Here is a 21,412-nt window from a genome sequence, read left to right on the forward strand (position 1 = left end):
GGGTTTCGTTCTGATTTCGGCGTGCTACGGATCCTCCTGCCACACCGTCGTTCGAATCGGTCGGCCGGTCATCACCCCGCCGTTTCGAATCGTCGGATAGCCCTTCGTCGCCGTCGTGGAGTTACCGAGGGAAACGGAGGGGACGGCTCGAGGAAGGGACGAAAAGTGAGTGCAGAGCCGGTACCGGCGCCGATCGCGTCCGCGGGCGATACGATCCGTTAGCCGCTGACGGCCTTCCAACTCCAGCCGGCCAGCGCGAGCCAGGCGAGCACGAGCACGGCGAACACGCCCCACTGCTGGGCCTGCGTCTCCGCGATGGAGCCGAGCAGGTCCACGAGGCCGGTCGCCTGCATCAGCGCGATCGCGAGCAACAGCAGGCCGAAGATCGCGACGGTGGCGAGCGCGATCCAGTTGCGGATCATCCACTGGTCCTCGTGTTTGGCCTCCTTCTTCGTGTTCGTCGGTTTCTTCGTCGGCTCCCGATCGGGCTCTGACATGTGCGAGGGTAGCGGCGACACGCGGGAAACGGTTCCACCTGCAGGTTCCGGCTACGCGTTCATGCCGGCGTCGCACCCGTCACCGACGGCGAGCGCGCCCGCGCCGTCACTCGAGGACCGCCTCGAGCGCGTCCATCGTCTCGTCGACCTTCTCGAGACGCGCGTTGTGGCCCATGTGGCCCACGCGGAGAATGTCGTCCTCGAGGTCGCCCAATCCGGTGGTGAGGACGATATCGTGCTCCTCGCGCAGCCGGTCCTGCAGTTCTTGCGCTCGGCCGTCGACCTCGAGCGCGGTGACGGTCGGTGAGGCTGCATCCGTTTCGGGATAGAGCTCGAGGCCCAGCTCCGCCGCCCGTTCGCGACACCGCTGGGCCGCTTCTGCGTGGCGCTCGAAGACGTTCTCGAGGCCCTCCTCGAGCAGCAGGTCGGTCGCGGTCTCGAGGCCGGCGACGTTCGCCGAGAGGTGAGTGTAGGGGAACCACTCCACGTCCTCGTCGGCTGCGTTCCGCCAGGGCTCGAGGTTCGTGTACAGCGACCGGGTTTCGACGGCCTCGATGCGCTCCCAGGCGCGGTCGCTGATCGCGCAGGTCGTCAGCCCCGGCGGCGCGCTCAGGCACTTCTGGCTCGCACCCAGACAGACGTCGATCCGGTCGGTCGGAACGGGTGTCCCGCCGACCGCCGAGACGGCGTCGACGATCGAGATGACGTCGTGGTCCTCGAGCGCCTCGAGGATGGGCTCGAGGTCGTTCAGCGTCCCCGTCGGCGTCTCGCAGTGAACCATCGTCGCGAGGTCGAACGGCTCGCCGGCGTCGGCGGCGCGCTCGAGTTCTGTGCGGACGGCCTCGACTTCGAGGGTCTCCCGCCAGGGGAACTCGCAGGTGACGGCCTCGCCGCCGTAGTCCTCGACGAAGTCGGCGAAGCCGTCGCCGTAGAGGCCGTTCGAGAGACAGAGCACCCGGTCGCCTTCCTCGAGCAGCGAGGCGATGGCGGCCTCGAGGCCGAGGATGCCCTCGCCGCCGAGGACGACGACGTCGCGGTCGGGGAGCGGGTCGTCGGCGCTCGCGGCCGCGCCGGCCGTCCCGCCGCCCGCCGCGTAGATCCGCTCGAGGTTGGCCGTCAGCGACCGATAGGTCTCGAAGAACTCGCTCTCGACGTCGGGGTTCGGCGTCGGCTCGGCCATCCGCTGGCGAACCGCGGTCGGAACCTCGGTCGGTCCGGGGGTCATCCGCAGTCGATCGTCGCTCATACCGAGAGCCGGGACGCGCGACCCGATAAATCCCGGCGGCTTCGGGCCCGCGCCGCTTCAGCGCAGTCCGCGACTTCCCAGCCCGAGTCCGTCCCGCTCCCGGCGCAGCGTCCCGCGAACGACCGGCGACACCGGAAAGAACCCGAACTCGAGGCGCTCGATTTCCTCGACGCCGAACGCGTCGTGGGCGGCGAACAGCGAGATCGTCTCTCGAGTGAGGTTACACCCGCCTGACGCTCGGCTCCAGAGCGGGTTCAGCAGATTCTGGCCGGTTCCGCGCCAGCCGTCGTTGCCCACGTGCTCGAGGAACCGAAACTCGCCGCCGGGCCGCAGGACGCGGGCGATTTCCGCCAGCGCGGCGTCGGGGTCCTGCACGGTGCAGAAGACCAGCGCCGAGATGACCGCGTCGAACGAGTCGTCGGGGTAGGGCAGCGACTCGGCGCGGGCGTCCCGCAGCTTGACGGACAGGCCCGCTTCGCGGGCCGTCTTCGCCGCCCGGCTGCGCATGTTGGGGTCCGGTTCGATCGCGTGATACGCGAGGTCGCTCGCGGCGCCGTCGGCCACATAGGGAAACATCGCCCCGCCTCCCGGCCCGATCTCGAGGACCCGGCCCGAGAGGTCCCGCGCGAGGTACTCGCGGTGGGGCCGGAGCAGTATCGAGTCGGGAAGCAGGTCGTAGAGCGCGGCGAAGACGGGGTGGTCGATGTCGTTTGCATCGGTGTCGGTGTCGGTCTCAGCGTCGGTCTCGACTGCCGGTCGAGTCGTTTGCTCCGCCATGAGCGATCGTCCCACGGGCACGGTATTCAGTGTACGCCGCCGAGCGGCTCCCGATATAACGGGGACCCTCGACACCCTTTTTGCCCTCGCTCCCGTCTCTTGTTTCGACGAGTACCGTTCGGAACGGAGAGTCCGCCCGCCGAAGCCGAGAATCCGTATCCGTCCGGACCGCCGGGCGATCGGAGGGAATTCATGAGCAAACAGCTATCTACTCACACCGGCCACCGTCCCGCATCCGACGACGGACGCCGATTTACGTCTGCACAGTCGAACGTCGATATCCGTGGTCTGCCCGAATCGGTCGACAGCCACGACGACAACGACCACTACGCCCTGATCTACGAGGACCGACGCCAGCAGTTCGAAACCGTCATTCCGTTCATTCAGGAGGGACTCGAGCGCGGCGAGCAGTGTCTCTACGTCGCCGACGACAACACCGTCGACGAGGTCCTCGAGGCGATGCGAACCCGCGGTATCGAGGTCGACCGCGCCCTCGAGTCGGGGGCGCTCGCCGTCTACACGGCCGCGGACACCTACCGCCGGACCGGCGAGTTCGATCCCGAGGCGATGCTCGAGTTCTGGGAGGACGCCCTCGCGGAGGCGACGGACGACGAGTTCACCGGAGTCAGGGCGGCCGCCGAGATGACGTGGGCGCTCGACGACGACGGGACGGACCTCGACGACGTCTGCGAGTACGAAGAACTCCTCAACCCGATTTACGACGGCGAGGACTACGCAGTCCTCTGTCAGTACAACCGGAACCGGTTTCCGGCGGAGATTCTCCACGACGTTCTCAACACCCATCCGTTTCTCGTCTACGGCGACGCGACCGTCTGTCGGAACTTCTACTACACCCCGCCGGCGGAGTACTTCGGCGAGGACCGCCCCTCGCGGGAACTCGATCGGAAGCTCGCGACGCTCGCCGATCGGGCCGACGCGCGAACGACGATCGAGGTCCGCGAGCAGTACCAGCGGGAGCTCTACGAGACGATCGCGGACCCGGCCGCGTCGCTCGGCGAGAAAATCGAGAACCTCCTCGAGTTAGGGCGCCAGCGGCTCGATCTCGAGATCGGCTACTTCACGGAAACCCGCGGCGAAGGGAGGTTCGAAATCGTGGAAGCCGTCGGCGATCACAACCGCATTCGGGCGGGAGTCACCGACTCGCTCTGCGACACGTACTGCGAGAAGCTGCTCGCCTCGCCCGGGACGATCGCCGTGCGTGACGCGGCCGAGGTCGGATGGACCGACGACCCCGCCTACGAGCGGTTCGGCCTGGACGCGTACTTCGGCACGACCGTCCACGTCGGCGGCGAGGAGTACGGGACGCTCTGTTTCGCCTCCGAGCGGCCGCGGAACGTCCCGTTCACGGACGCCGAGCGGACGTTCCTCGACCTGATGGGACAGTGCGTGGAGTACGAACTCGAACACCGGCGGCGCGAGCGGTTCCTCCGGGAGAGTTACCGGATCACGGCCGATACCACCTGCAACTTCGACGAGAAACTCGAGCAACTCCTCGAGTTGGGCCGGGAGCGGTTCGGCCTCGAGATGGGCGGGCTGAACCACCTCCCGTCGCGGGGCGGCGAGTTCCGCCTGGAGCTGGGCGTCGGCCTCGGCGTCGACCCCGACGAGGAACTGTGGTCGGATCCGGGGTACGGGTGCTTCTGCCGCCGAACTATCGAGGCCGACGAGCCGGTCGCCATGGCGGACGTTCGCGATACCGACTGGGAAGACGACGCAATTCACCGCGAGTTCGGGTTGACGAGCTACATCGGGACGCGAGTGGTGGACGGATCGACGCCGTACGGGACCCTCTGGTTCGGGAGTACGGAACCGCGCGACCGGCCGTTCTCCGATACCGAGCGGACGTTCATCGAGCTGATGGGCCAGTGGATCAGCTACGAGCTCGAGCGCGAACAGCGCGAACACCACCAGCAGACGCTGAGCCGGATCGCCGCCGATCCCGACCGGTCGTTCGAGGCGAAGCTGGACGACCTGTTCGAACTGGGCTGCGAGCGGTTCGACCTCGAGCTGGGCGGGATGGCGAAAGTCGATCCGGCGTCCGATTCGTTCACCGTGCAGGCCACGAACGGCGACCACGAGCACCTCGAGCCCGGCGCGGAGGCGCCGCTCTCGGAGACCTACTGTCGAGCCACGAGCGACGAGCGGGTGACGGACGTCACCGATCCCGAACGGGCCGGGTTCGGCAACACCATCGCGTACGACGAGTTCGGCGTCGAAACCTATCTCGGCACCCGCATCCAGCTCGAGAACGAGCCCGATCGGACGTTCTTCTTCGTGTCGACTGACTCGCGCGACCGGGCGTTCACGGACGCCGAACGGACCTTCCACCGGCTCATGGCCCAGTGGATCCAGTTCGAACTCGAGCGCACCCAGCGGGAACGGGCCCTCGAGGAGTCCAACGAGCGCTTAGAGCAGTTCGCCTACGCGGCCTCCCACGACCTGCAGGAACCGCTCCGGATGGTCACGAGCTACCTCCAGTTGCTCGAGCGGCGGTACGGCGACGCCTTCGACGAGGACGGCGAGGAGTTCCTCGAGTTCGCGGTCGACGGCGCCGAGCGCATGCGCGAGATGATCGACGGACTGCTGGCCTACTCCCGGGTCGAAACGCAGGGCGATCCGTTCGAACCGGTCGACCTGGACGCCCTGCTCGACGACGTCCGGGAGGATCTGCAGATCCAGATCGACGAGACCGGCGCGGAGATCGCGGCCGCGCAACTGCCCCGCGTGTCGGGCGACGCCAGCCAGTTGCGGCAGGTCTTCCAGAACCTGCTCGAGAACGCGATCACCTACAGCGGCGACGAGCCGCCGCGGATCCGCGTCGACGCGACCCGCCGCGGGCGGGAGTGGGTGCTCTCGGTCGAAGACGACGGAATCGGTATCGATCCGGCGGATCAGGATCGGGTGTTCACCGTCTTCGACCGGCTCCACAGCCGCGAGGAGTACGAGGGGACGGGCATCGGCCTGGCGCTCTGTCAACGGATCGTCGAACGCCACGGCGGCGACATTTGGGTGGATTCGGAACCCGGCGCGGGCTCGACGTTCTCGTTTACGCTGCCCGCAGTGGACGAGCAGTAATCGGCCGCCGTCCACCATCCGCCGTCTCCCCTTCCCTCCCCTCCCTCTCCGTCACCGAATCGTATCCGGAATCCGATCGATCACGTCCGTCGCGAGCACGCCCGGCCCGAACTCGGCCGTCGCCAGTTCGCCGCTCTTGCCGAGGATCCAGGCGCCCAGTTCCGCGGCCTCCGTCCGCTCCATCCCCTGACCCAGCAGCGACGCCGTGATCCCCGCGAGCGTGTCGCCCGTTCCGGCGACCGTCAGCGCCGAGGTCCCCGTCTCGTTGTGCAGTCGCTCGCCGTCCGCGACGATCTCGTCCACGCCGCCGGTCAGCGTGATCACCGCGCCCGTCTCCTCCGTGAACGTCTCGAACGAGCCGTAGGCCTCGTGGATCGGATCGTCCTCCGAGCCGCTGGGCGTGAGGATCGCGTTCGAGAGGTCGGCGCTGAGTGCGGGTTCGATCGCGAGCGCGTCGATGACGACCGGCACATCGACGCCGTCGATGGTCTCGCAGACCGCCTCGGTCTCCGCGTCGACGAGCCCGGGACCGATCACAAGCGCGTCGGCCCACTCGCAGACGTTGTAGGTCTGCTCGACGGCGTCGTCGTCGAACCGCTCGCCGGCGTAGTAGCTCGCCAGCAGGTTCGGCGAGTGGCTCGCGACGATCTCGTAGATGTTCTCGGAGACGAGCGTCCGGACGTGGTCGGAGCCGGTCCGCAGCGCCGCCATGCCGACGATCGCCGGCTGGTTCGGGTAGTCGATGCTGCCGCCGACGACGGCGACGCGGCCGCTGTCCTCGCCCGACTCCTCGGAAATATTCGAGAGCGTACGCTGGAGTCGTCCCATACGTCACTTCTCGAAGCGGGACGGGTAGCGATTCGGCAGGCGTGTTCCGGTCCGGTCCGGTCCGGTCCAGTTGCCGGGACGCGATCGCCGGTACTCGAGGCCGCGTCCCGCGCGCCGCGTCTATCGCCCGTCGTGTGCTGCGGTAACGCATAGGGTCTGGACCGCCTATACCCGACCATGTTCGACGATCGAACCGAGGCGGGCGATCGACTCGCGGCCGAACTCGAGCGGCGGGGCGTCGAGGCCGACGTCGTCCTCGGCATCCCGCGGGGCGCCCTGCCGGTCGCGCGGCCGGTCGCGGACGCGCTCGGGGCCGACCTCGACGTCGTCGTTGCCCGAAAGATGGGGGCACCGAACAACCCGGAACTGGCGCTCGGCGCGGTCGCCAGCGACGGCAGCGTCTGGTACAACGACGACCTCATCGACCGACTCGGCGTCTCGGACGACTATCTCGAGGAGATTCGCGAGGAGGAGGCCCAAAACGCCGCCGAGAAAGCGGACCGGTACCGCGATTCGCCGGGGTTGCCGTCCCTCGAGGGGAAACGGGTCCTCGTCGTCGACGACGGCGTCGCGACCGGCGCGACCGCGACGGCGTGTCTCCGGCAGGTGCGGGCGGCTGATGCCGACTCCGTCGCACTGGCGGTACCCGTCGGCTCGCCCCAGTCCGTCGCGGAACTCGAACGCGAGGCCGACGAGGTGATCGCGCTCGAGACGCCCGAGAACTTCCGCGCGGTCGGGCAGTTCTACCGCGAGTTCGGGCAGGTGACCGACGAGGAGGCGATCGGCTACCTCGAGGGGGTCGGCGGCGGGTCCTAGCCGGAATCGGATCTCGCGGCGTCCACCGGGCGCTCGTCTCGAGTCGGATTTTCGCGCAGGCGCCGCGAAGACGCGAGGACACGAGGGCGCAAACCGCGGACGGGAACCGATACCCGTTCCCGTCTCGAGCCCCTCCGTCCCGTATGGGTATGCGCGTCGCCGTCACCGTCGACGACCGGGAGCCCGCCGGCCTCGTCGAGGCCGTCCGCGAGCACCCCGACGTGACGGAGGTCGTCGTCGACCGGCTCCCGTCGGGCGACATCGCGATCGACTCGATCGGCTTCGAGCGGAAGACGCCCCGCGACTACGTCAGCACCGCGATGGGTCGCTCCGGGCCCGACCTCGAGGAGCAGGTCGCGCGGATGGCCGACTCCTACGACCACTCCTACGTCCTCCTCGAGGGCGACTTCCTCGACCTCGAGTCGCTGCGGACGGCCGTCTCGCCCGAGTCGATCCGCGGCTCGATGGCCTCGATCACGGCCCGCCACGAGGTGCCGGTCGTCCCCTGCACCGATCGGAGCCGGCTGGTCGACTTCGCGATCCGACTCGGCCGGAAACACGTCGAGGATCCCTCGAGCCGGCGGCTCCCGGTCGGCGCCGTCGCGAGCCGCAGGGAACCGACGACCAAGCGCATGTATGGCTGCATCGACGGCATCGGCCCCGAACTGGCGGCCACGCTCTACGAGCGGTATCCGACCGTCGAGTCACTGCTCGAGGCCGATCTCGAGGAGCTCACGCGGATCGACGGCATCGGCGAGACGCGGGCGGAGACGATCTACGCGGCGTTTCGGAGCGCGGACGATTCGGAGCGGTAACGGCCGTTCGATCGCGAACCCCGCTGAGCGAACAGATCAGCTCGATAAAATATTTGGTCGAAACGGTGCGCGTATCCGTATGGTCTTTCCGGCGGACTCCGATAGCGGACTGCGGGAGATCGGTTTCGGACTGTTGTGTCTCGCCTCGACCGCGGCGATACCGGTCGCTCAAGTCCTGTCACTGGTTGGTTTTGATACGACGGGGTTCGATCGATACGTTCCCGGTGTCGTGATTTACACGGTGGTTCCCGCCGCGCTGGTGACCGCCGTCCCGGCAATCGTCGCTGTGCGAGTGTTCAGCGGCGAGCGGGCGCTGTTGTATTCCGCCGGCGTCCTCGTCGCCGCTGGTATCGGTTCGTCGGTCACCGCGCAGGCCTTCGTTCTCGGTTGATGACGCCTGTCGACTTGTGGTCGAACTGCCGCGACGAAGACGCGACGGACCGGACCGAGACGACGGTACGCGGCGGGATCGCAGTTCGACCGGTTACTCGTCCGCGACGACCGACTGCACGTGCCCGACGACGCCGCTTTTCAGTTCGACCTCCGGCCCCTTCGGATCGTCGCCGTAGATCGTCCCGACTTCGCCGACGATCGGCTCCTGGTCCGCTGACTCGACGTCCTGATCGCCCTGGACGATCCGGACGGTGATTCCCTGACGGAGCTCCTCGGCGGAGGGTCGTTCGTTCGACATACGGGTGGTGGTCGGCCGAGTGCGTCGAAAAGAATGCTGCCTGCACTCGCGTCGCCCGGCCAGCGCCTCGTACCGGCTCCGTTCGCGCCGCCTCGCGATTACGTCACTCGTCGTCCTCGAACTCGAGGGCGACGCTGTTGATGCAGTAGCGCTTGCCCGTGGGTTCGGGGCCATCCTCGAAGACATGGCCGAGATGGCCGCCGCAGTTGGCACAGAGCACTTCGGTGCGGCGCATGCCGTGGCTGGTGTCGAGGCGGGTCTCGACCTTCTCTTCGTCGACGTCGTAGAAGCTGGGCCAGCCGCAGCCCGATTCGAACTTCGTCTCGGAGTCGAACAGTTCGGCGCCGCAGGCCGCGCAGGCGTAGCTGCCGTCTTCCTTGTGGTCGACGTACTCACCGCTGAACGGCGCTTCGGTGCCGGCCTCGCGGAGGATGCGGTACTCCTCGTCGCTGAGTCGCTCGCGCCACTCCGCGTCGCTTTCCGGCAGGTCGTCCGCGGTGGGTTCTCGCTCGGATTCCATACCCCGTGTACGGGCGTGGCGTTCAAGAGTCTGTCCGCGCGGCGGCGCCGTCGCGTCGCCGCGACGATCTCACCGTCGCGTGATTACGTCCGTGCTCTCGCAGTTCGGACACTGCGTCATCCGCCCCAGTTTCGGGACTTCGAGTCGGACCCACGCATCGTCGCCGCCCGGGGCCTCGAAGCCGCAGTTTCGACACCGCGAGAGCGCCGTGGCTGTGTCGGTGACCATACGAGATGGTATGCCATCGAGTGGCATATAGGTTGCTCCGCGATCGTCGCAGTGGAATCGGGGAAGGAAGGGGGAGCGTGTGACGGCGTTCGGTGCGAGTCGGGCGCCATCGCCCCGGTCGACTCGAGCCGCCGGTCACTCGGAGATCTCCTCGTCGTCCCGCCGCTCGCCGCGGATCGGTCCGACCGGTTCGTCGCCGGCGTTCCCTCGAGCGCGTCGCGTCGGCCGACGGCCGGTGGTTCGATCGCCGTCGTGACAGGTGCGACGGCGGCCGACCGCCGGCGAGTTGCACGCGCGTGCGATCTCCGTCGGAGGAGTCCACGACCCCGTACAAAAGTGTTTGCTATGGTATCATATCACGAATGATGAAACTAACCGTTTCGAGACGATCGGACCGCTCTCGGTCGCCGCGAACGGCGCGAGGCCGACCCGGTCGAAAACCTTCACTATCTTAGGCCGTCCCGTCTAACTCCCCCCAATGACAGTTGCGCGCACGGTCGAACTCGAGGGCCACATCATCGATTCGGGGACGATGGGGCACTGTTTCGGCATCGTGATGGACATGGGCGGCGAGTTCGAGGTCGAGGAGTTCGAGGTCGGCCGCCACAAGCACGCCGAGACGTACTGCCGGATGACCGTCATGGCCGACACGGAGGAGGACCTGCGGGCGATCCTCCACGAACTCAACCAGCAGGGCGCGACCGTCACCGACCCCCGCGACGCGACGCTCGAGGAGGCGCCCGAGGACGGGGTCGTGCCGGTCGATTTCTACTCGACGACGAACCACCCGACCTACGTCCGGGTCGACGGCGAGTGGGTCGAGGTCGAGGATCCGGAGATGGACTGCGCGCTCGTGGTCGAGCGGACTGAGCCGGAGGATTCGCAGAGAGCCGGCGACGCCGGCGAACCGGACGGCGATTCGCCGCGGGTTTCCACCAAGGTCCTGAACGCCGTCGAGGCGGGCGATCTGGTCGTCACCGGCGAGACCGGCATCCGCGTCGAACCGCCCGAACGGCCCCGCGACGGCGGCGGCTCCTTCGGATTCATGCAGGGCGGCGTCTCGAGCGAGCGCCCCTCGAAGTCGCTCATCGAGGAGATCGCCGACGAGATGCGCGAAGTCCGGGAGAACGACGGGAACGTCCTCGCGGTCTGTGGCCCGGCGATCGTCCACGCCGGCGGCCGGGACGCCCTCGCGGAGCTGGTCGGGGCCGGCTACATCGACGCGATCAGCGCCGGTAACGGGTTCGCCGTCCACGATCTGGAGCGGGACCTGTACGGCACCTCGCTGGGCGTCGACACGGAGAACCTGGAGCACCCGCGGGAGGGGCACAAACACCACATCTACACGATCAGCGAGATCGCTCGCCTGGGCGGCATCGAGGAGGCCGTCGAGGAGGGCGTCGTCGACGAGGGCGTGATGTACGAGTGCGTCGCGAACGACGTCCCCTTCGTGCTGGCTGGCTCGATCCGCGACGACGGCCCCCTGCCGGACACGATCACCGACTCGATCGAGGCCCAGAACGCCATCCGCGAGCAGGCCCACGAGGCCGACCTCGTGCTCATGCTCTCGACGCTGCTGCACTCGGTCGCCGTCGGCAACTGCCTCCCCTCGACCACCAAGACCGTCTGCGTCGACATCAACCCCGCCACGGTCACCCAACTGCTCGATCGCGGCAGCGCGCAGGCGATCGGGATGGTCACCGACATCGGCACGTTCATCCCGATGCTCCGGGACGAACTGCTCGAGTAGGGACCGACGGCACAGGAGCTGATCCGCGCCGGGTTCGTTATTACGGTTCGCGTTCGAACTGTTCGGTAATGGAACGGGACGCACTCGCCGCCGCCGCCCTCGAGACGCTCCCGATCACCGTCGCGGTTCTCGACGGCGACGGCGAGATCCTCCTGACGAACCAATCGTGGCACGAGTTCGAAGCCGTCGAGACGACCGACGACCACGTCGGCGTCAATTACGTCGCGACCGCCGCGAGGGACGCGGACGACGACGAGTACGCCCGGCGTGCGACCGACGGGATCGAGTCGGTGCTCGAGGGCGACCGCGACTCGTTTTCGATGGAGTACCCCTGTCACTCGCCCGAGCAAAAGCGCTGGTTCATGATGCGGGCGAGCCGGTTCACCGTCGACGGTGCGGTGCGGGTTACCGTCGTCCACCTCGATATCACCGACCGAAAGCTGGCCGAGATCGCCGCCGAGGAGTCCGCCGAGCGCGCCCGCGAGCGACACCGCGCGCTGGTGCACGTCCTCGAGCGCGTCGACGGCCTCGTCCGCGAGGTGACCGACGCCGCGGTCGGCGCCGGCAGCCGCGACGAGATCGAGCGGCGGGTCTGTCGCCGACTCGTCGACACTGACCCCTACGTGCTCGCCTGGATCGGCCGCGTCGACGTGACGACGCGGCGGGTCTCGCCCCGCGAGTGGGCCGGCCGGGACGACGTCCCCCTCGAGGACGACGACCTCGTCCTCGACTCGGACGAGACGCACCCGGCCGTCCGGGCGCTCGAGGCCGAGGAGCCACACGTGATCCAGGACCTCGACGAGTTCGACGACGCCGACCGCTGGTGGCCGACCGGCGCGGGCGACCGCTTCCGCTCGGTCGCCGCGATCCCGCTGACCTACGGCGACGTCACCTACGGCGTGCTCGCCCTTTTCGCCGCCGAGCCGGCGGTCTTCGACGAGCGGGAACTGCCGATCCTCGAGTCGCTCGCGGAGACGGTCTCGACGGCGCTGAACGCGATCGAGGCCCGCCGCATGCTGACGACCGAGACCGTCGTCGAACTCGAGGCGACGATCGAGGATCCGTCGCTGTTCGTCGCGGAACTCGCCGCAGCGCTGTCGACGACGGTCATCTACCGCGGGCTGACCTACGACGAGGGCGGCACGCCGCTGGCGTTCTTCCGCGTCGAAACGGCCGACGCCGACCGCGCCGTCGACGCTGCAACTGCCCTCGAGGACGTCGCAGCCGCGTCCGTGCTGACCGAGTACGAGGACAGCGTCGTCCTCGAGTTGGCCCTCGACGGGGGCGTCATCACCGCGCTGGCCGACCACGGCGCCGTGATCCAGCGGTTCGACGCCGACGATCGGGTGCTCGATCTGGCGCTGGAGCTGCCCAACGGTCAGGCGGCCCGCTCGGCGTACGACCTGCTCGAGGCGCGGTACGACCGCGTCGAACTGCGCAGCTACCACGAGACGGACCAGCCGACGCGGACCCCGCGGGACCTGCAGTCGACGATCGAGACCAAGCTGACGGACCGCCAGCAGACGGCGCTGCGGAAGGCCTACTACGCCGATTACTTCGACTGGCCCCGCGGCGTCTCCGGCGAGGAGCTGGCCGAATCGATGGGCGTCTCGCGGTCGACGTTCCACCAGCACCTCCGGGCCGCACAGCGAAAGCTGCTCGAGGAACTGTTCGCCGGCGACCCCACTAGTGAGGCCTAGGTATTTTATATTCATCTGTCGTTGTCAGACATCCGACGGTCGGTGACGGTTGCGTTCGCGTCGTCGACTCGGTCGAAGTTAGCAATGCAACGGGAACACATCGACGCCGGCAAGGCCATCCAGCGACGGACGGGGAAGACGTTCTATCTTGCGACCAAATTCCTGCCGGAGCGGGTTCGCCACGCGACGCACGTCCTCTACGCGTTCTTCCGCATCGCCGACGAGGTCGTCGACGACGCCGAGGGCGTGCCCCCCGAACGGCAGCGGGCCGAACTCGAGTCGCTGCGCGGGCAGGCGCTCGGCGAGGTCGAGCCCGAGGATCCCGTCCTCGAGGCCTTTCAGGAGCTCCGGCGGGAGTACGACATCGACGACGCGACGGTCGACGAGTTCGTCGACGCCATGGTGACCGACATCGAGACGAGCCGGTACGAGACCTACGCCGACCTCGAGTCGTACATGCGCGGGTCGGCGGCCGCGGTCGGCGTGATGATGACCGCAATCATGGACCTCGAGCCCGACGCGGAGGCGACCGCGCTCCCCCACGCCCGGAGGCTCGGCGAGGCCTTCCAGCTGACCAACTTCCTGCGGGACGTCCGCGAGGACGTGCTCGAGCGCGACCGGATCTACCTCCCCCAGGAGACGCTGCGGCGACACGGGGTCTCGAACGACGAGATCGAGCGCCTCGAGTACTCGGAGTCGTTCGCGGCGGCGATGCGCGAGGAGCTTCGCCGCGCGGAGGATCTGTACCGGGAGGGCGTCGCGGGCATTCGGGACCTCCCCGAGGACTGCCAACTGCCGGTGCTGCTGGCGGCCGTGCTCTACGCCGAGCACCACGCGCTGATCCGACGTCAGGAGTACGACGTGCTCTCCGCGGAACCGTCGCTGTCGACGACGCGGAAGCTGTGGTGTCTCGCGAAGACGCGGTGGCACTGGCAGTGGTCTCGCGACCCCGAGGCGGTCTTCGAGCGCGTCTCCGCGGTGCCGGCGCTCGAGTCGGACGCGGAGACCGACTCCGAACTCGGGCCCGGCCCCGAGCCCGATCCCGATCCCGAGCCGCGCGGGCCCGAGCGCGGCGACGGGCTCCCGACGCGATGACGCTATCGAGCCCGCTCGCGTCCGAAATCGGGACCGCCTATCAAAGCCCGTGATATAGTGGACTCCCTTTCGTGTGGCCGCAGTGACTACATTCGGATATGGCCGAAAGCACCAGTTCAGGTCCGTTCGAAGTAACGGAGCACGACCAGGAGTTCGTCCGCACCGCCGCGGTCTCCCTGGGCGTCTGGCTCACGCTGACCCTCCTCGCCGTCGGCGTTCTGCTCGTGGCCGGCGACAGCATCACGAGCGTCTTCCTCTGACGTTCGAGGGCGCTGTCGGCTCGGAACTGCTACCCGCTCGAGAATGCCGTTCGCACCATCGTCCAGTCGTAGCGATCGGTGCTAAACAGGCCGACGCAGAACAGCCCCGCCATGGCCGCGGCGATCCAGTTCCCGTACAGCAGGTCGATCGCGCCCCACAGCAGCACGAAGCTCACCAGATCGTCCAGCGCGAACTCGCAGGTCCGGACGCGCTCGAGCAGCGCCGCCCGATCGAAGGCCAGGTCGACGAGCGCGACGGCGACGGCGCCCGAGAGGAGCCAGCCCCGGTAGTTCGAGAGCGGAACGCCGTAGTAGCCGCCCGTCTCGTAGCGCCAGAAGCCGATCGCGACGGCGCCCGGATCGAGGACGAGGTCGACCGCGACGACGGCGGCGACGGCCACCGGGAGCCTGACCGACGCCCGCTCGAGCCCGCGCGGCCACCACCGCTCGAGCACCAGCAGCGAGAGCAGATAGGCGTTCAGCGCGAGCGGGATGAAAAACAGCGGGAGCGCGAGCGGAATCTCGCCGCCCAGCATCGGCCCGAGTTCGATCCCGTACTCGAAGGCGCCGTAGGGCCAGTCGGTCCGTACCCCGACGGTCTCGATCGCGTAGGTGTAGGCCGTCAGCAGGCCGAGACAGGCGAGCGCCTGGCGATCGATCCGCGGCAGGAGGCCGACGATCAGCGGCGACCGCATCACCGCGGTGCCGACGAAGATCAGCAACGGATTGTACGCCAGCGGCGCCGGGAGCAGGTCCTCGGCGCTCGCAACCAGCAACAGTGCGCCGACGACGGGGAAGACGACCGCGATCGTGAACCGGTTGTCTCGGATCAGGGTCTCGAGGCGGCGCTGGACGGCGGTACGCGTCTCGCCGTGTTCCGCGTACGCAGCGGGGCCGCCCGCATCGCGCGCGTCGGTCCCGCTGCTATCCATGGACGACCCTCCAGAGTCCTCCCATCGTCAGCGCCGCGCCGACGACGGTGTTGATCGCCGGGAACCACCAGTAGGCGCGGTCGACCGCGACGCTCGAGGAGACGATCGCCCCGATTAGGGCGGGATAGACGAGCATGACGGCGCCGAGGCGGACATCGACGGCGGCAAAGGCGAGGGCGCTGCCGAGCCAGCACGCGCCGCAGTAGGCGTAGGTGCGCCGTTCGCCGAGCACCGTCGCGGTCGTCCGGATCCCGGTCGCGCGGTCAGGTTCGATGTCGGGGATCGCGGAGAAGGTGTGCATCCCCATCGCCCACAGCCAGGCGCCGAGGACGGCGATCGCCGGCGGCTGGGCGCCCGCAACGGCGGCGTAGGCCGCCGCGCCCGGCGCGACGTAGAGTCCGTTCGAGACCGAGTCCAGGATCGGCGTCGTCTTGAACCGGACCGGCGGCGCGCTGTAGCCGGCCCCGAGCAGCAGGAAGGCGACGAGCCAGGGCCAGACCGTAGGCGATAACAGCGGCGCGAACGCCAGCGGGAGCGCCGCGCAGACCCCGACCGCGAGGGGGACGTACCGCTGGCCGCGGTACCGCGCTTCCTTCTCGTCCTTCTTGGGGTTGGCGGCGTCGATCTCGCGGTCGTAGACGTCGTTGATCCCGTAGAGGAAGACGTTCGCCGGCAGCAGGAAGTAGGCGAACAGGACGACCGACGCCGGCGTGACGAGGTCCGCTCGCGACTCCGCGGCGTAGGCGACCCCGACCAGCACCGGCCCCGCGAGGTAGAGCCAGAACCGCGGCCGCGAGAGGACCAGCAGGTAGGCGAGTCGGCTGCGGAGGCCGGCGTCGTCCGTCGTCCCGGTGCCGCTCGAGGACCGCGCGTCTCGGTCGCCGCTCGAGGGCTGCGAGTCGCGATCGCCGGCGTCGCGATTCAGATCGTCGGTCATCGGTTCGCTCTCCCCGTTCCGCTAGTCCCGTTCGTAATCGGAAAGCACCTTCTCCGCGGTCAGCTCGCCGCTGATGAGACACATCGGGACGCCGATCCCCGGCGTCGTGTCGCCGCCGACGAAGTAGAGGCCGTCGACGGCCTTCGAGCGGTGGGGCGGCCGGAAGAGCGCGGTCTGGCGGAGCGTGTGGGCCAGCCCGAGCGCGGTTCCGTCATAGCTGTTGTACCGGTTCGCGAAGTCCTCGACGCAGAACCGCTCCTCGACGACGATCCGGTCGCGGAGATCCGTCCCGGTGTAGTCGGCGATGTCGCCCAGAATCTTGTCGCGGTACCGCTGGCGGATCTCGGGGGTGTCCTCGAGGCCGGGCGCGATCGGCACGAGGACGAACAGCGCGCTGTGGCCGTCGGGGGCGACGTCGTCGTCGGTCTCGGAGGGAACGCAGACGTAGTAGGCCGGGTTATCGGGCCACTGGGGGTCCTCGAAGATCTGGTCGAAGTGGTCCTCCCAGTCGGTCGGCAGGACGAGCGTGTGGTGGGCCAGGTCGTCGACGTCGCCCTCGACGCCGAGGTACAGCAGGAACGCGGAGGGGGCGTAGGTTCGGGACTCCCAGTAATCGGCGTCGTAGCCGCGCCGTTCGGGCGGCAACAGGTCCTGCTCGGTGTGGGCGTAGTCGGCGTTACTGATGACCAGATCCGGTCGGAGCTGGCCGTCGGGCGTCTCGACGAGGAAGGCACCCTCTCGTCCCTTGATCTCCGTTGCCGGCCGGTTCGTGTCGTACTCGACGCCGAGTTCCCGGCCCAGGTCCGCGATTGCGTCGACGGCCGCGGCGACCCCGCCGTCGGGGTACCAGACGCCGAGGTTAAAATCGACGTGGCTCATCAGGTTGTACAGCGCTGGCGTATTCTTCGGCGAGCCGCCGAGGAACACCAGCGTGTACTGCATGATCTGCTGGAGCTTCGGGTGGTCGAAGTAGTTCTCGACGTGGCCCTGCATCGAACCCAAAAGCGAGAGCCCGCGAGCCTGGCGTGCCACGTCGAGATCGAGGTAGTCCCGCAGACGCGGCCGGTCCTCGTAGACGAAATGTTCCATGCCGACCTCGTAGTTCTCCTCGGACTTCTCGAGGTACCGCTCTAAGGCCTCGCCCGCCCCGGCCTCGTACTCCTCGAAGACCTGCTTGGTCCGCTCGAGGTCGGGCGTGATGTCGACCTGATCGCCGTCTTTGAAGAAAATCCGGTAGTGGGGATCGAGATGCGTGAGTTCGTAGTAATCGGAGGGCGTCCGGTCGAAGTCGGCGAAAAATCGCTCGAAGACGTCCGGCATCAGGTACCACGAGGGTCCCATGTCGAACCGAAAGCCCTCGCGCTCGAGGTGACTCGCGCGTCCGCCCAACTGCTCGTTTTTCTCGATCACCCGGACGTCGGCGCCCGCGTCGGCGAGGTAACACGCCGTCGAGAGGCCGCCGACGCCGGCGCCGATCACGACGACGGACGAACCGGCCAGCGATTGCATAAGTAGCCGTGACTATCGGCGACCTGAAAAACGTACGTCATACATACGTCGGGTTCCGGCCTCGTTTGCCGTTTGTCGGCCGCGTTCCGGCGGTCGTAACGCGGCCGTCGCCCGACTCGAGGGCGGGGTTGCGTTCTGTCTCTGATTCGAGTCCTATCTGAACGTGTGTACGCGAAATTCGCCTCGAAATCGAATCTGTTTCGGAATATAACCGTCGAAAATGCCAACATCTTAGTTCTTCAACCGACTCGTCCCCCGTAATGGCTGATCCCGAACCCGAACCCGAACGCTCTCCGCCCCCTCGAGGGGACGAGGACGGCACCGATTCCGGCCAGCGGACGCAGGCGGAGTCGGCCGACTCGTCAGCCGAGCAGGGCACGGCCGTTCGAGACGCCGTCGAACGATCAAGACACGGCGCCCCGGCGGTCGGCTCGGTCGTCCGCGATCGATTCTCGTCCGACGAGGTCTTCCAGCGGATCGTCGCGGCCGCCGACGAGGAGGTCACGTCCGGCAACCGAGAACTGTTCTTCAGCGGACTGGCCGCCGGCTTCGCGATCACGATCACGTTTCTGCTGTACGCCTCGCTGTACGGCGCCACCGACGGCGATCCGATCCTAAGTTCGCTGCTGTACCCGCTCGGGTTCATCTACATCATCATCGGCGGCTACCAGCTCTACACCGAGAACACGCTGCCGCCGGTCGCGCTGACCCTCGAGCGGCTGGCCAGTCTGCCGATGCTGCTTCGCCACTGGACGATCGTCCTCGCCGGCAACTTCGCGGGCGGCGCTCTCGGTGCGGCCGCGCTCACCTGGGGCGGGGTCTTCGACGACGATGCGGCGTACGCAGCGATGTCTATCTCCCGACACGGCATCGAGACGTCGTGGTCGCAACTGTTCTTCAAAGCGGCGTTCGCGGGACTGATCGTCGCCGGCGTCGTCTGGGTGACCTTCGCCTCTCGCGATACGATCTCCCGTCTGGTCGTCGTCTACCTCGCCTTCCTCGCGATTCCGCTCGGCAACCTGTTCCACGTCGTCGTCTCCTTCACCGAGATGCTCTATCTGGTCTTCGCCGGCGAACTCGCCGTCCTCGTCGGACTGACCGACTTCGTGCTCCCGGTGTTGCTCGGCAACACGCTCGGCGGCATCCTGCTGGTGACCGTCGTCAACTACTATCAGACCAGCGAGGAGCGCCTCGAGTCCGCGCGGTTCGACGGCATCGAACGCCGGCTCACCCCGAAGGAGTGGACGTTCGGGAGCCTCGCCGGCCGGTCGTACGTCCCGCTGATCGACACCGCGGAAACGACGGCGCCCGAGGACGACGAGACCTACCGGATCGTGGTTCCGATCGCCAATCCCCGGACCGAACGGCCGCTGGTCGAGTTCGCCGCGACGCTCGCGAGCACCCACGAGCAGGCGATCGTTCACGTCGAGCACATCGTCCAGACGCCCGGTAGCTCGGCGACGGCCGACAGGCAGCGCGAGCGGATCGTCTCCGAGTCGGAACGACTGCTCGAGGACCTCAGTGCGACGGTCACCGGACACGACGTCGACTGCCAGACGTCGACGGTCGTCACGCACCGATCGTTCGAAGAAATCTTCGACACCGCCGACCGCGAGCACGCCGACCTCGTGTTGATGGCGTGGGACGAGAACACGCTGTGGAGCGCCGCGCGGGCCGAACGGCCGCTCAACGAGTTGACCACCAAGCTCCCCTGCGACTATCTCATCCTGAAGAACCGCGGGATCGACACCTCGCGGCTCCTCCTGCCGACGGCCGGCGGCCCCGACTCCGACCTGAGCGCGACGGTCGCGCGCACGCTCGCCGATACCGTCGGCTCCGACGTGACCCTCCTCCACGTCGTCGACGGCCCCGAGGAATACGACGACGGCGAACGGTTCCTCAAGGAGTGGGCCGTCGATCACGACCTGTCCGACGCCGAGATCGTTGTCGACGATTCGGGCGACGTCGAGGACGCGATCTGTCGCGCGGCCGACGATCACACGATGATCCTGATGGGGGCGACCGAACGCGGCCTACTCTCGCGGCTCGTCACGAGCACGCTGCACCTGGACGTCATCAACGACGTCGACACGTCGGTGTTGCTCGCGGAGCGGCCGACCGATCGCAGCCTCTACGATCGGCTGTTCGGTCGCTGAGAGCGCCAACTCGGTAATCGGATTCGACCGACGACCGACGTACGCCGCCCTGAACGTCGAAGTCACCGACCGAAGCCGACGGTCGGTTCCGACATCGTTGGGGATAGCTTTCAGTCCCGTCCGACCGTACGCGAGGTATGTCCGAACTGACAGCCGTCGTCACCGGCGGCACGCGTGGTATCGGTCGCGCCGTCGCCGGCGCGTTCGCGTCGGCGGGCGCGACGGTCGTCGTCGGCGCTCGAGACGGCGCGGAGGTCAACGCGACCGTGGCGGCGCTCGAGGACGCGACGGCCGAGACCGCGACCGCGGCGGGCCTCCGAACCGACGTTCGCGACGAGTACGACGTCGAGCGGTTCCTCGAGACGGCCTCGAGAGCGGGACCCCGCAGCGGCGTCGACGTCGTCGTCCCTGCGGCCGGCGTCTATCACGGCGAACCGGGAGAGACGCCGACGGACGGCGAGTCGTATTCGGCGTTCGACGACCACTGGCGAACGAACGGGCGCGGCGTGTTTGCGACGATTCGGGAGGCACTGCCCCATCTGAACGACGGCGCGCGCGTACTCGTACCGACCGGGTCGGTCGCCCGCGAGCCCGCGGCGGGATACGGCTCCTACGCGATTTCGAAGGCGACCGCAGAGGCCGTCGCTCGCGGGTTCGCCGCCGACACCGACTACGTCGTCGGCTGTCTCGATCCCGGACAGGTCGCGACGGACCTGGCGGGCGACGCCGGCCGAGATCCCGACGACGTCGCGGGGCTGTTCGTCTGGGCGGCGACCGAGGCCGACGCGGCCGACCTCGACGGGTCGGTGCTCGGGCTGCGAGAGTGGAAACGCGCGACGCGATAGGCGACCGATCGGTACCGAACGGTGACCGTCGTCGCAATAATTAACTCAGTTTCGAATCCGAGTACATTTACAAACCCGGATCGCGTACGGTGAAACGATGCCGGAAGTCACCGTCTCGGAACGACTGTACGAAAAGCTCGAGGAACAGGCCGACGAGTCCGTCGAAGACGCGCTGTGGGACATGATGCACCAGACACAGCGCGGCTACCACTGACGGTCGGCCCCGAGTGATTCGACGCGGTGACGGTGCGGCTTTTCGCGGCGCCGACTCGAGGCCAGCGGCTGGTTCGGTGACGCGACTCGCTACGGGAGCTACAGGAGCGGTGCGTTCGCTGTCGCGGCCGACTGCACGCGCGCAGTGGCGCCACTAGCGGGTACTCTCGAGAGAAAGCGACGAAATTAGTCGTAACGGCGACCGCTATCAGTCAATGTGACCTTCGCGGCGGAGCTGGTCCGCGTCCTGGCTGGTGTAGCGCCACTCGATCGTGGCCTTCTCATCCTGCCAGTCCCAGGGTTCGGCGACGACGATGTCGTCTTGCTCGATCCAGGTGCGGTACTTCATCCGACCCGGAATACGGCCCAGGCGCTCCTCGCCGTCTTCACAGCGGAGTTGAACGTGGTTTCCACCGAGGTGTTCGGTGACGACGGCGAATACTTCATCGTTGTTGGGCATGCGGAGGTTCCGACGCCCGGAGTTTTCTGTCACAATATCAC

21 protein-coding genes are annotated in these 21,412 nt (G+C 67.9%); 10 read left to right on the forward strand and 11 right to left on the reverse strand.

Annotated features, from left to right (window positions below; all coding sequences use genetic code 11):
• Nucleotides 1–218: 218 nt before the first annotated feature.
• The 3 genes from ACYQ26_RS08595 to ACYQ26_RS08605 form a co-directional block, all read right to left on the reverse strand.
• Nucleotides 219–497 (reverse strand): hypothetical protein, encoded by a 279-nt coding sequence (locus ACYQ26_RS08595; protein WP_459808480.1) that lies wholly within the window; start codon nt 495–497, stop codon nt 219–221.
• Nucleotides 498–603: 106 nt separating this feature from the next.
• Nucleotides 604–1,743 carry a pyridoxal-phosphate-dependent aminotransferase family protein gene (locus ACYQ26_RS08600; protein WP_459808481.1) on the reverse strand — a complete coding sequence of 380 codons (1,140 nt, stop codon included), beginning with the start codon at nt 1,741–1,743 and terminating at the stop codon, nt 604–606.
• Between the two features lie 57 nt (nt 1,744–1,800).
• The gene (locus ACYQ26_RS08605) at nt 1,801–2,520 is read right to left on the reverse strand and encodes a class I SAM-dependent methyltransferase (protein ID WP_459808482.1); all 720 of its coding nucleotides are present in this window, start codon (nt 2,518–2,520) and stop codon (nt 1,801–1,803) included.
• A 192-nt stretch (nt 2,521–2,712) separates the two neighbouring features.
• Between ACYQ26_RS08605 and ACYQ26_RS08610 the strand changes: the two genes are divergently transcribed.
• Nucleotides 2,713–5,616: an MEDS domain-containing protein gene (locus ACYQ26_RS08610; protein ID WP_459808483.1), complete on the forward strand. Its 2,904-nt coding sequence runs from the start codon at nt 2,713–2,715 to the stop codon at nt 5,614–5,616.
• A 51-nt stretch (nt 5,617–5,667) separates the two neighbouring features.
• Here ACYQ26_RS08610 and ACYQ26_RS08615 read toward each other — a convergent pair whose 3' ends face one another.
• On the reverse strand, nt 5,668–6,444 hold the full coding sequence (locus ACYQ26_RS08615; RefSeq protein ID WP_459808484.1) for an NAD(P)H-hydrate dehydratase: 777 nt from the start codon (nt 6,442–6,444) through the stop codon (nt 5,668–5,670).
• Nucleotides 6,445–6,621: 177 nt separating this feature from the next.
• Between ACYQ26_RS08615 and ACYQ26_RS08620 the strand changes: the two genes are divergently transcribed.
• From ACYQ26_RS08620 to ACYQ26_RS08630, 3 genes are all read left to right on the forward strand, one after another.
• Nucleotides 6,622–7,260 (forward strand): phosphoribosyltransferase, encoded by a 639-nt coding sequence (locus ACYQ26_RS08620; RefSeq protein ID WP_459808485.1) that lies wholly within the window; start codon nt 6,622–6,624, stop codon nt 7,258–7,260.
• Nucleotides 7,261–7,409: 149 nt separating this feature from the next.
• A complete protein-coding gene (locus tag ACYQ26_RS08625) occupies nt 7,410–8,075 on the forward strand; it encodes an ERCC4 domain-containing protein (RefSeq protein ID WP_459810730.1) in 666 nt (221 codons plus the stop codon).
• Between the two features lie 79 nt (nt 8,076–8,154).
• Nucleotides 8,155–8,466, forward strand: coding sequence for a hypothetical protein (locus ACYQ26_RS08630; protein ID WP_459808486.1), 312 nt, complete (start codon nt 8,155–8,157; stop codon nt 8,464–8,466).
• Between the two features lie 93 nt (nt 8,467–8,559).
• Here ACYQ26_RS08630 and ACYQ26_RS08635 read toward each other — a convergent pair whose 3' ends face one another.
• The 3 genes from ACYQ26_RS08635 to ACYQ26_RS08645 form a co-directional block, all read right to left on the reverse strand.
• Nucleotides 8,560–8,766, reverse strand: coding sequence for a DUF2196 domain-containing protein (locus tag ACYQ26_RS08635; protein ID WP_459808487.1), 207 nt, complete (start codon nt 8,764–8,766; stop codon nt 8,560–8,562).
• A gap of 103 nt (nt 8,767–8,869) precedes the next feature.
• Nucleotides 8,870–9,286: a peptide-methionine (R)-S-oxide reductase MsrB gene (gene msrB / locus ACYQ26_RS08640; protein ID WP_459808488.1), complete on the reverse strand. Its 417-nt coding sequence runs from the start codon at nt 9,284–9,286 to the stop codon at nt 8,870–8,872.
• 69 nt (nt 9,287–9,355) lie between these two features.
• Complete coding sequence (locus ACYQ26_RS08645) at nt 9,356–9,514, reverse strand: hypothetical protein (protein WP_459808489.1); 159 nt, start codon at nt 9,512–9,514, stop codon at nt 9,356–9,358.
• 478 nt (nt 9,515–9,992) lie between these two features.
• Between ACYQ26_RS08645 and ACYQ26_RS08650 the strand changes: the two genes are divergently transcribed.
• The 4 genes from ACYQ26_RS08650 to ACYQ26_RS08665 all read left to right on the forward strand — a co-directional run bounded on the left by ACYQ26_RS08650 (nt 9,993) and on the right by ACYQ26_RS08665 (nt 14,319).
• A complete protein-coding gene (locus ACYQ26_RS08650) occupies nt 9,993–11,264 on the forward strand; it encodes an ornithine cyclodeaminase, nickel-pincer nucleotide-dependent (RefSeq protein ID WP_459808490.1) in 1,272 nt (423 codons plus the stop codon).
• A 68-nt stretch (nt 11,265–11,332) separates the two neighbouring features.
• On the forward strand, nt 11,333–12,964 hold the full coding sequence (locus ACYQ26_RS08655) for a bacterio-opsin activator domain-containing protein (RefSeq protein WP_459808491.1): 1,632 nt from the start codon (nt 11,333–11,335) through the stop codon (nt 12,962–12,964).
• An 84-nt stretch (nt 12,965–13,048) separates the two neighbouring features.
• Nucleotides 13,049–14,059, forward strand: a complete 1,011-nt coding sequence (locus ACYQ26_RS08660) for a phytoene/squalene synthase family protein (protein ID WP_459808492.1) — start codon at nt 13,049–13,051, stop codon at nt 14,057–14,059.
• Nucleotides 14,060–14,157: 98 nt separating this feature from the next.
• A complete protein-coding gene (locus ACYQ26_RS08665; RefSeq protein WP_459808494.1) occupies nt 14,158–14,319 on the forward strand; it encodes a hypothetical protein in 162 nt (53 codons plus the stop codon).
• A gap of 29 nt (nt 14,320–14,348) precedes the next feature.
• Here the strand turns inward: ACYQ26_RS08665 and cruF are convergent, their stop codons facing one another.
• From cruF to ACYQ26_RS08680, 3 genes are read right to left on the reverse strand one after another with little or no spacing between them, the layout of a single operon-like run.
• Nucleotides 14,349–15,251 (reverse strand): bisanhydrobacterioruberin hydratase, encoded by a 903-nt coding sequence (cruF, locus tag ACYQ26_RS08670; RefSeq protein WP_459808495.1) that lies wholly within the window; start codon nt 15,249–15,251, stop codon nt 14,349–14,351.
• Nucleotides 15,244–16,188 carry a prenyltransferase gene (locus ACYQ26_RS08675; RefSeq protein WP_459808496.1) on the reverse strand — a complete coding sequence of 315 codons (945 nt, stop codon included), beginning with the start codon at nt 16,186–16,188 and terminating at the stop codon, nt 15,244–15,246. Before ACYQ26_RS08675 ends, cruF begins: the two co-directional genes overlap by 8 nt.
• A gap of 21 nt (nt 16,189–16,209) precedes the next feature.
• Nucleotides 16,210–17,697, reverse strand: coding sequence for a phytoene desaturase family protein (locus tag ACYQ26_RS08680; RefSeq protein WP_459808498.1), 1,488 nt, complete (start codon nt 17,695–17,697; stop codon nt 16,210–16,212).
• A 260-nt stretch (nt 17,698–17,957) separates the two neighbouring features.
• On the opposite strand from ACYQ26_RS08680, the gene ACYQ26_RS08685 reads away from it, so the two are divergent.
• The gene (locus ACYQ26_RS08685) at nt 17,958–19,853 is read left to right on the forward strand and encodes a formate/nitrite transporter family protein (protein ID WP_459808499.1); all 1,896 of its coding nucleotides are present in this window, start codon (nt 17,958–17,960) and stop codon (nt 19,851–19,853) included.
• Between the two features lie 137 nt (nt 19,854–19,990).
• Nucleotides 19,991–20,698, forward strand: a complete 708-nt coding sequence (locus ACYQ26_RS08690; RefSeq protein ID WP_459808500.1) for an SDR family oxidoreductase — start codon at nt 19,991–19,993, stop codon at nt 20,696–20,698.
• A 421-nt stretch (nt 20,699–21,119) separates the two neighbouring features.
• On the opposite strand, the gene ACYQ26_RS08695 is transcribed toward ACYQ26_RS08690, so the two are convergent.
• On the reverse strand, nt 21,120–21,404 hold the full coding sequence (locus ACYQ26_RS08695; protein WP_120243635.1) for a translation initiation factor aIF-1A: 285 nt from the start codon (nt 21,402–21,404) through the stop codon (nt 21,120–21,122).
• Nucleotides 21,405–21,412 lie beyond the last annotated feature (8 nt).

The organism is Halopiger thermotolerans (assembly GCF_054654555.1).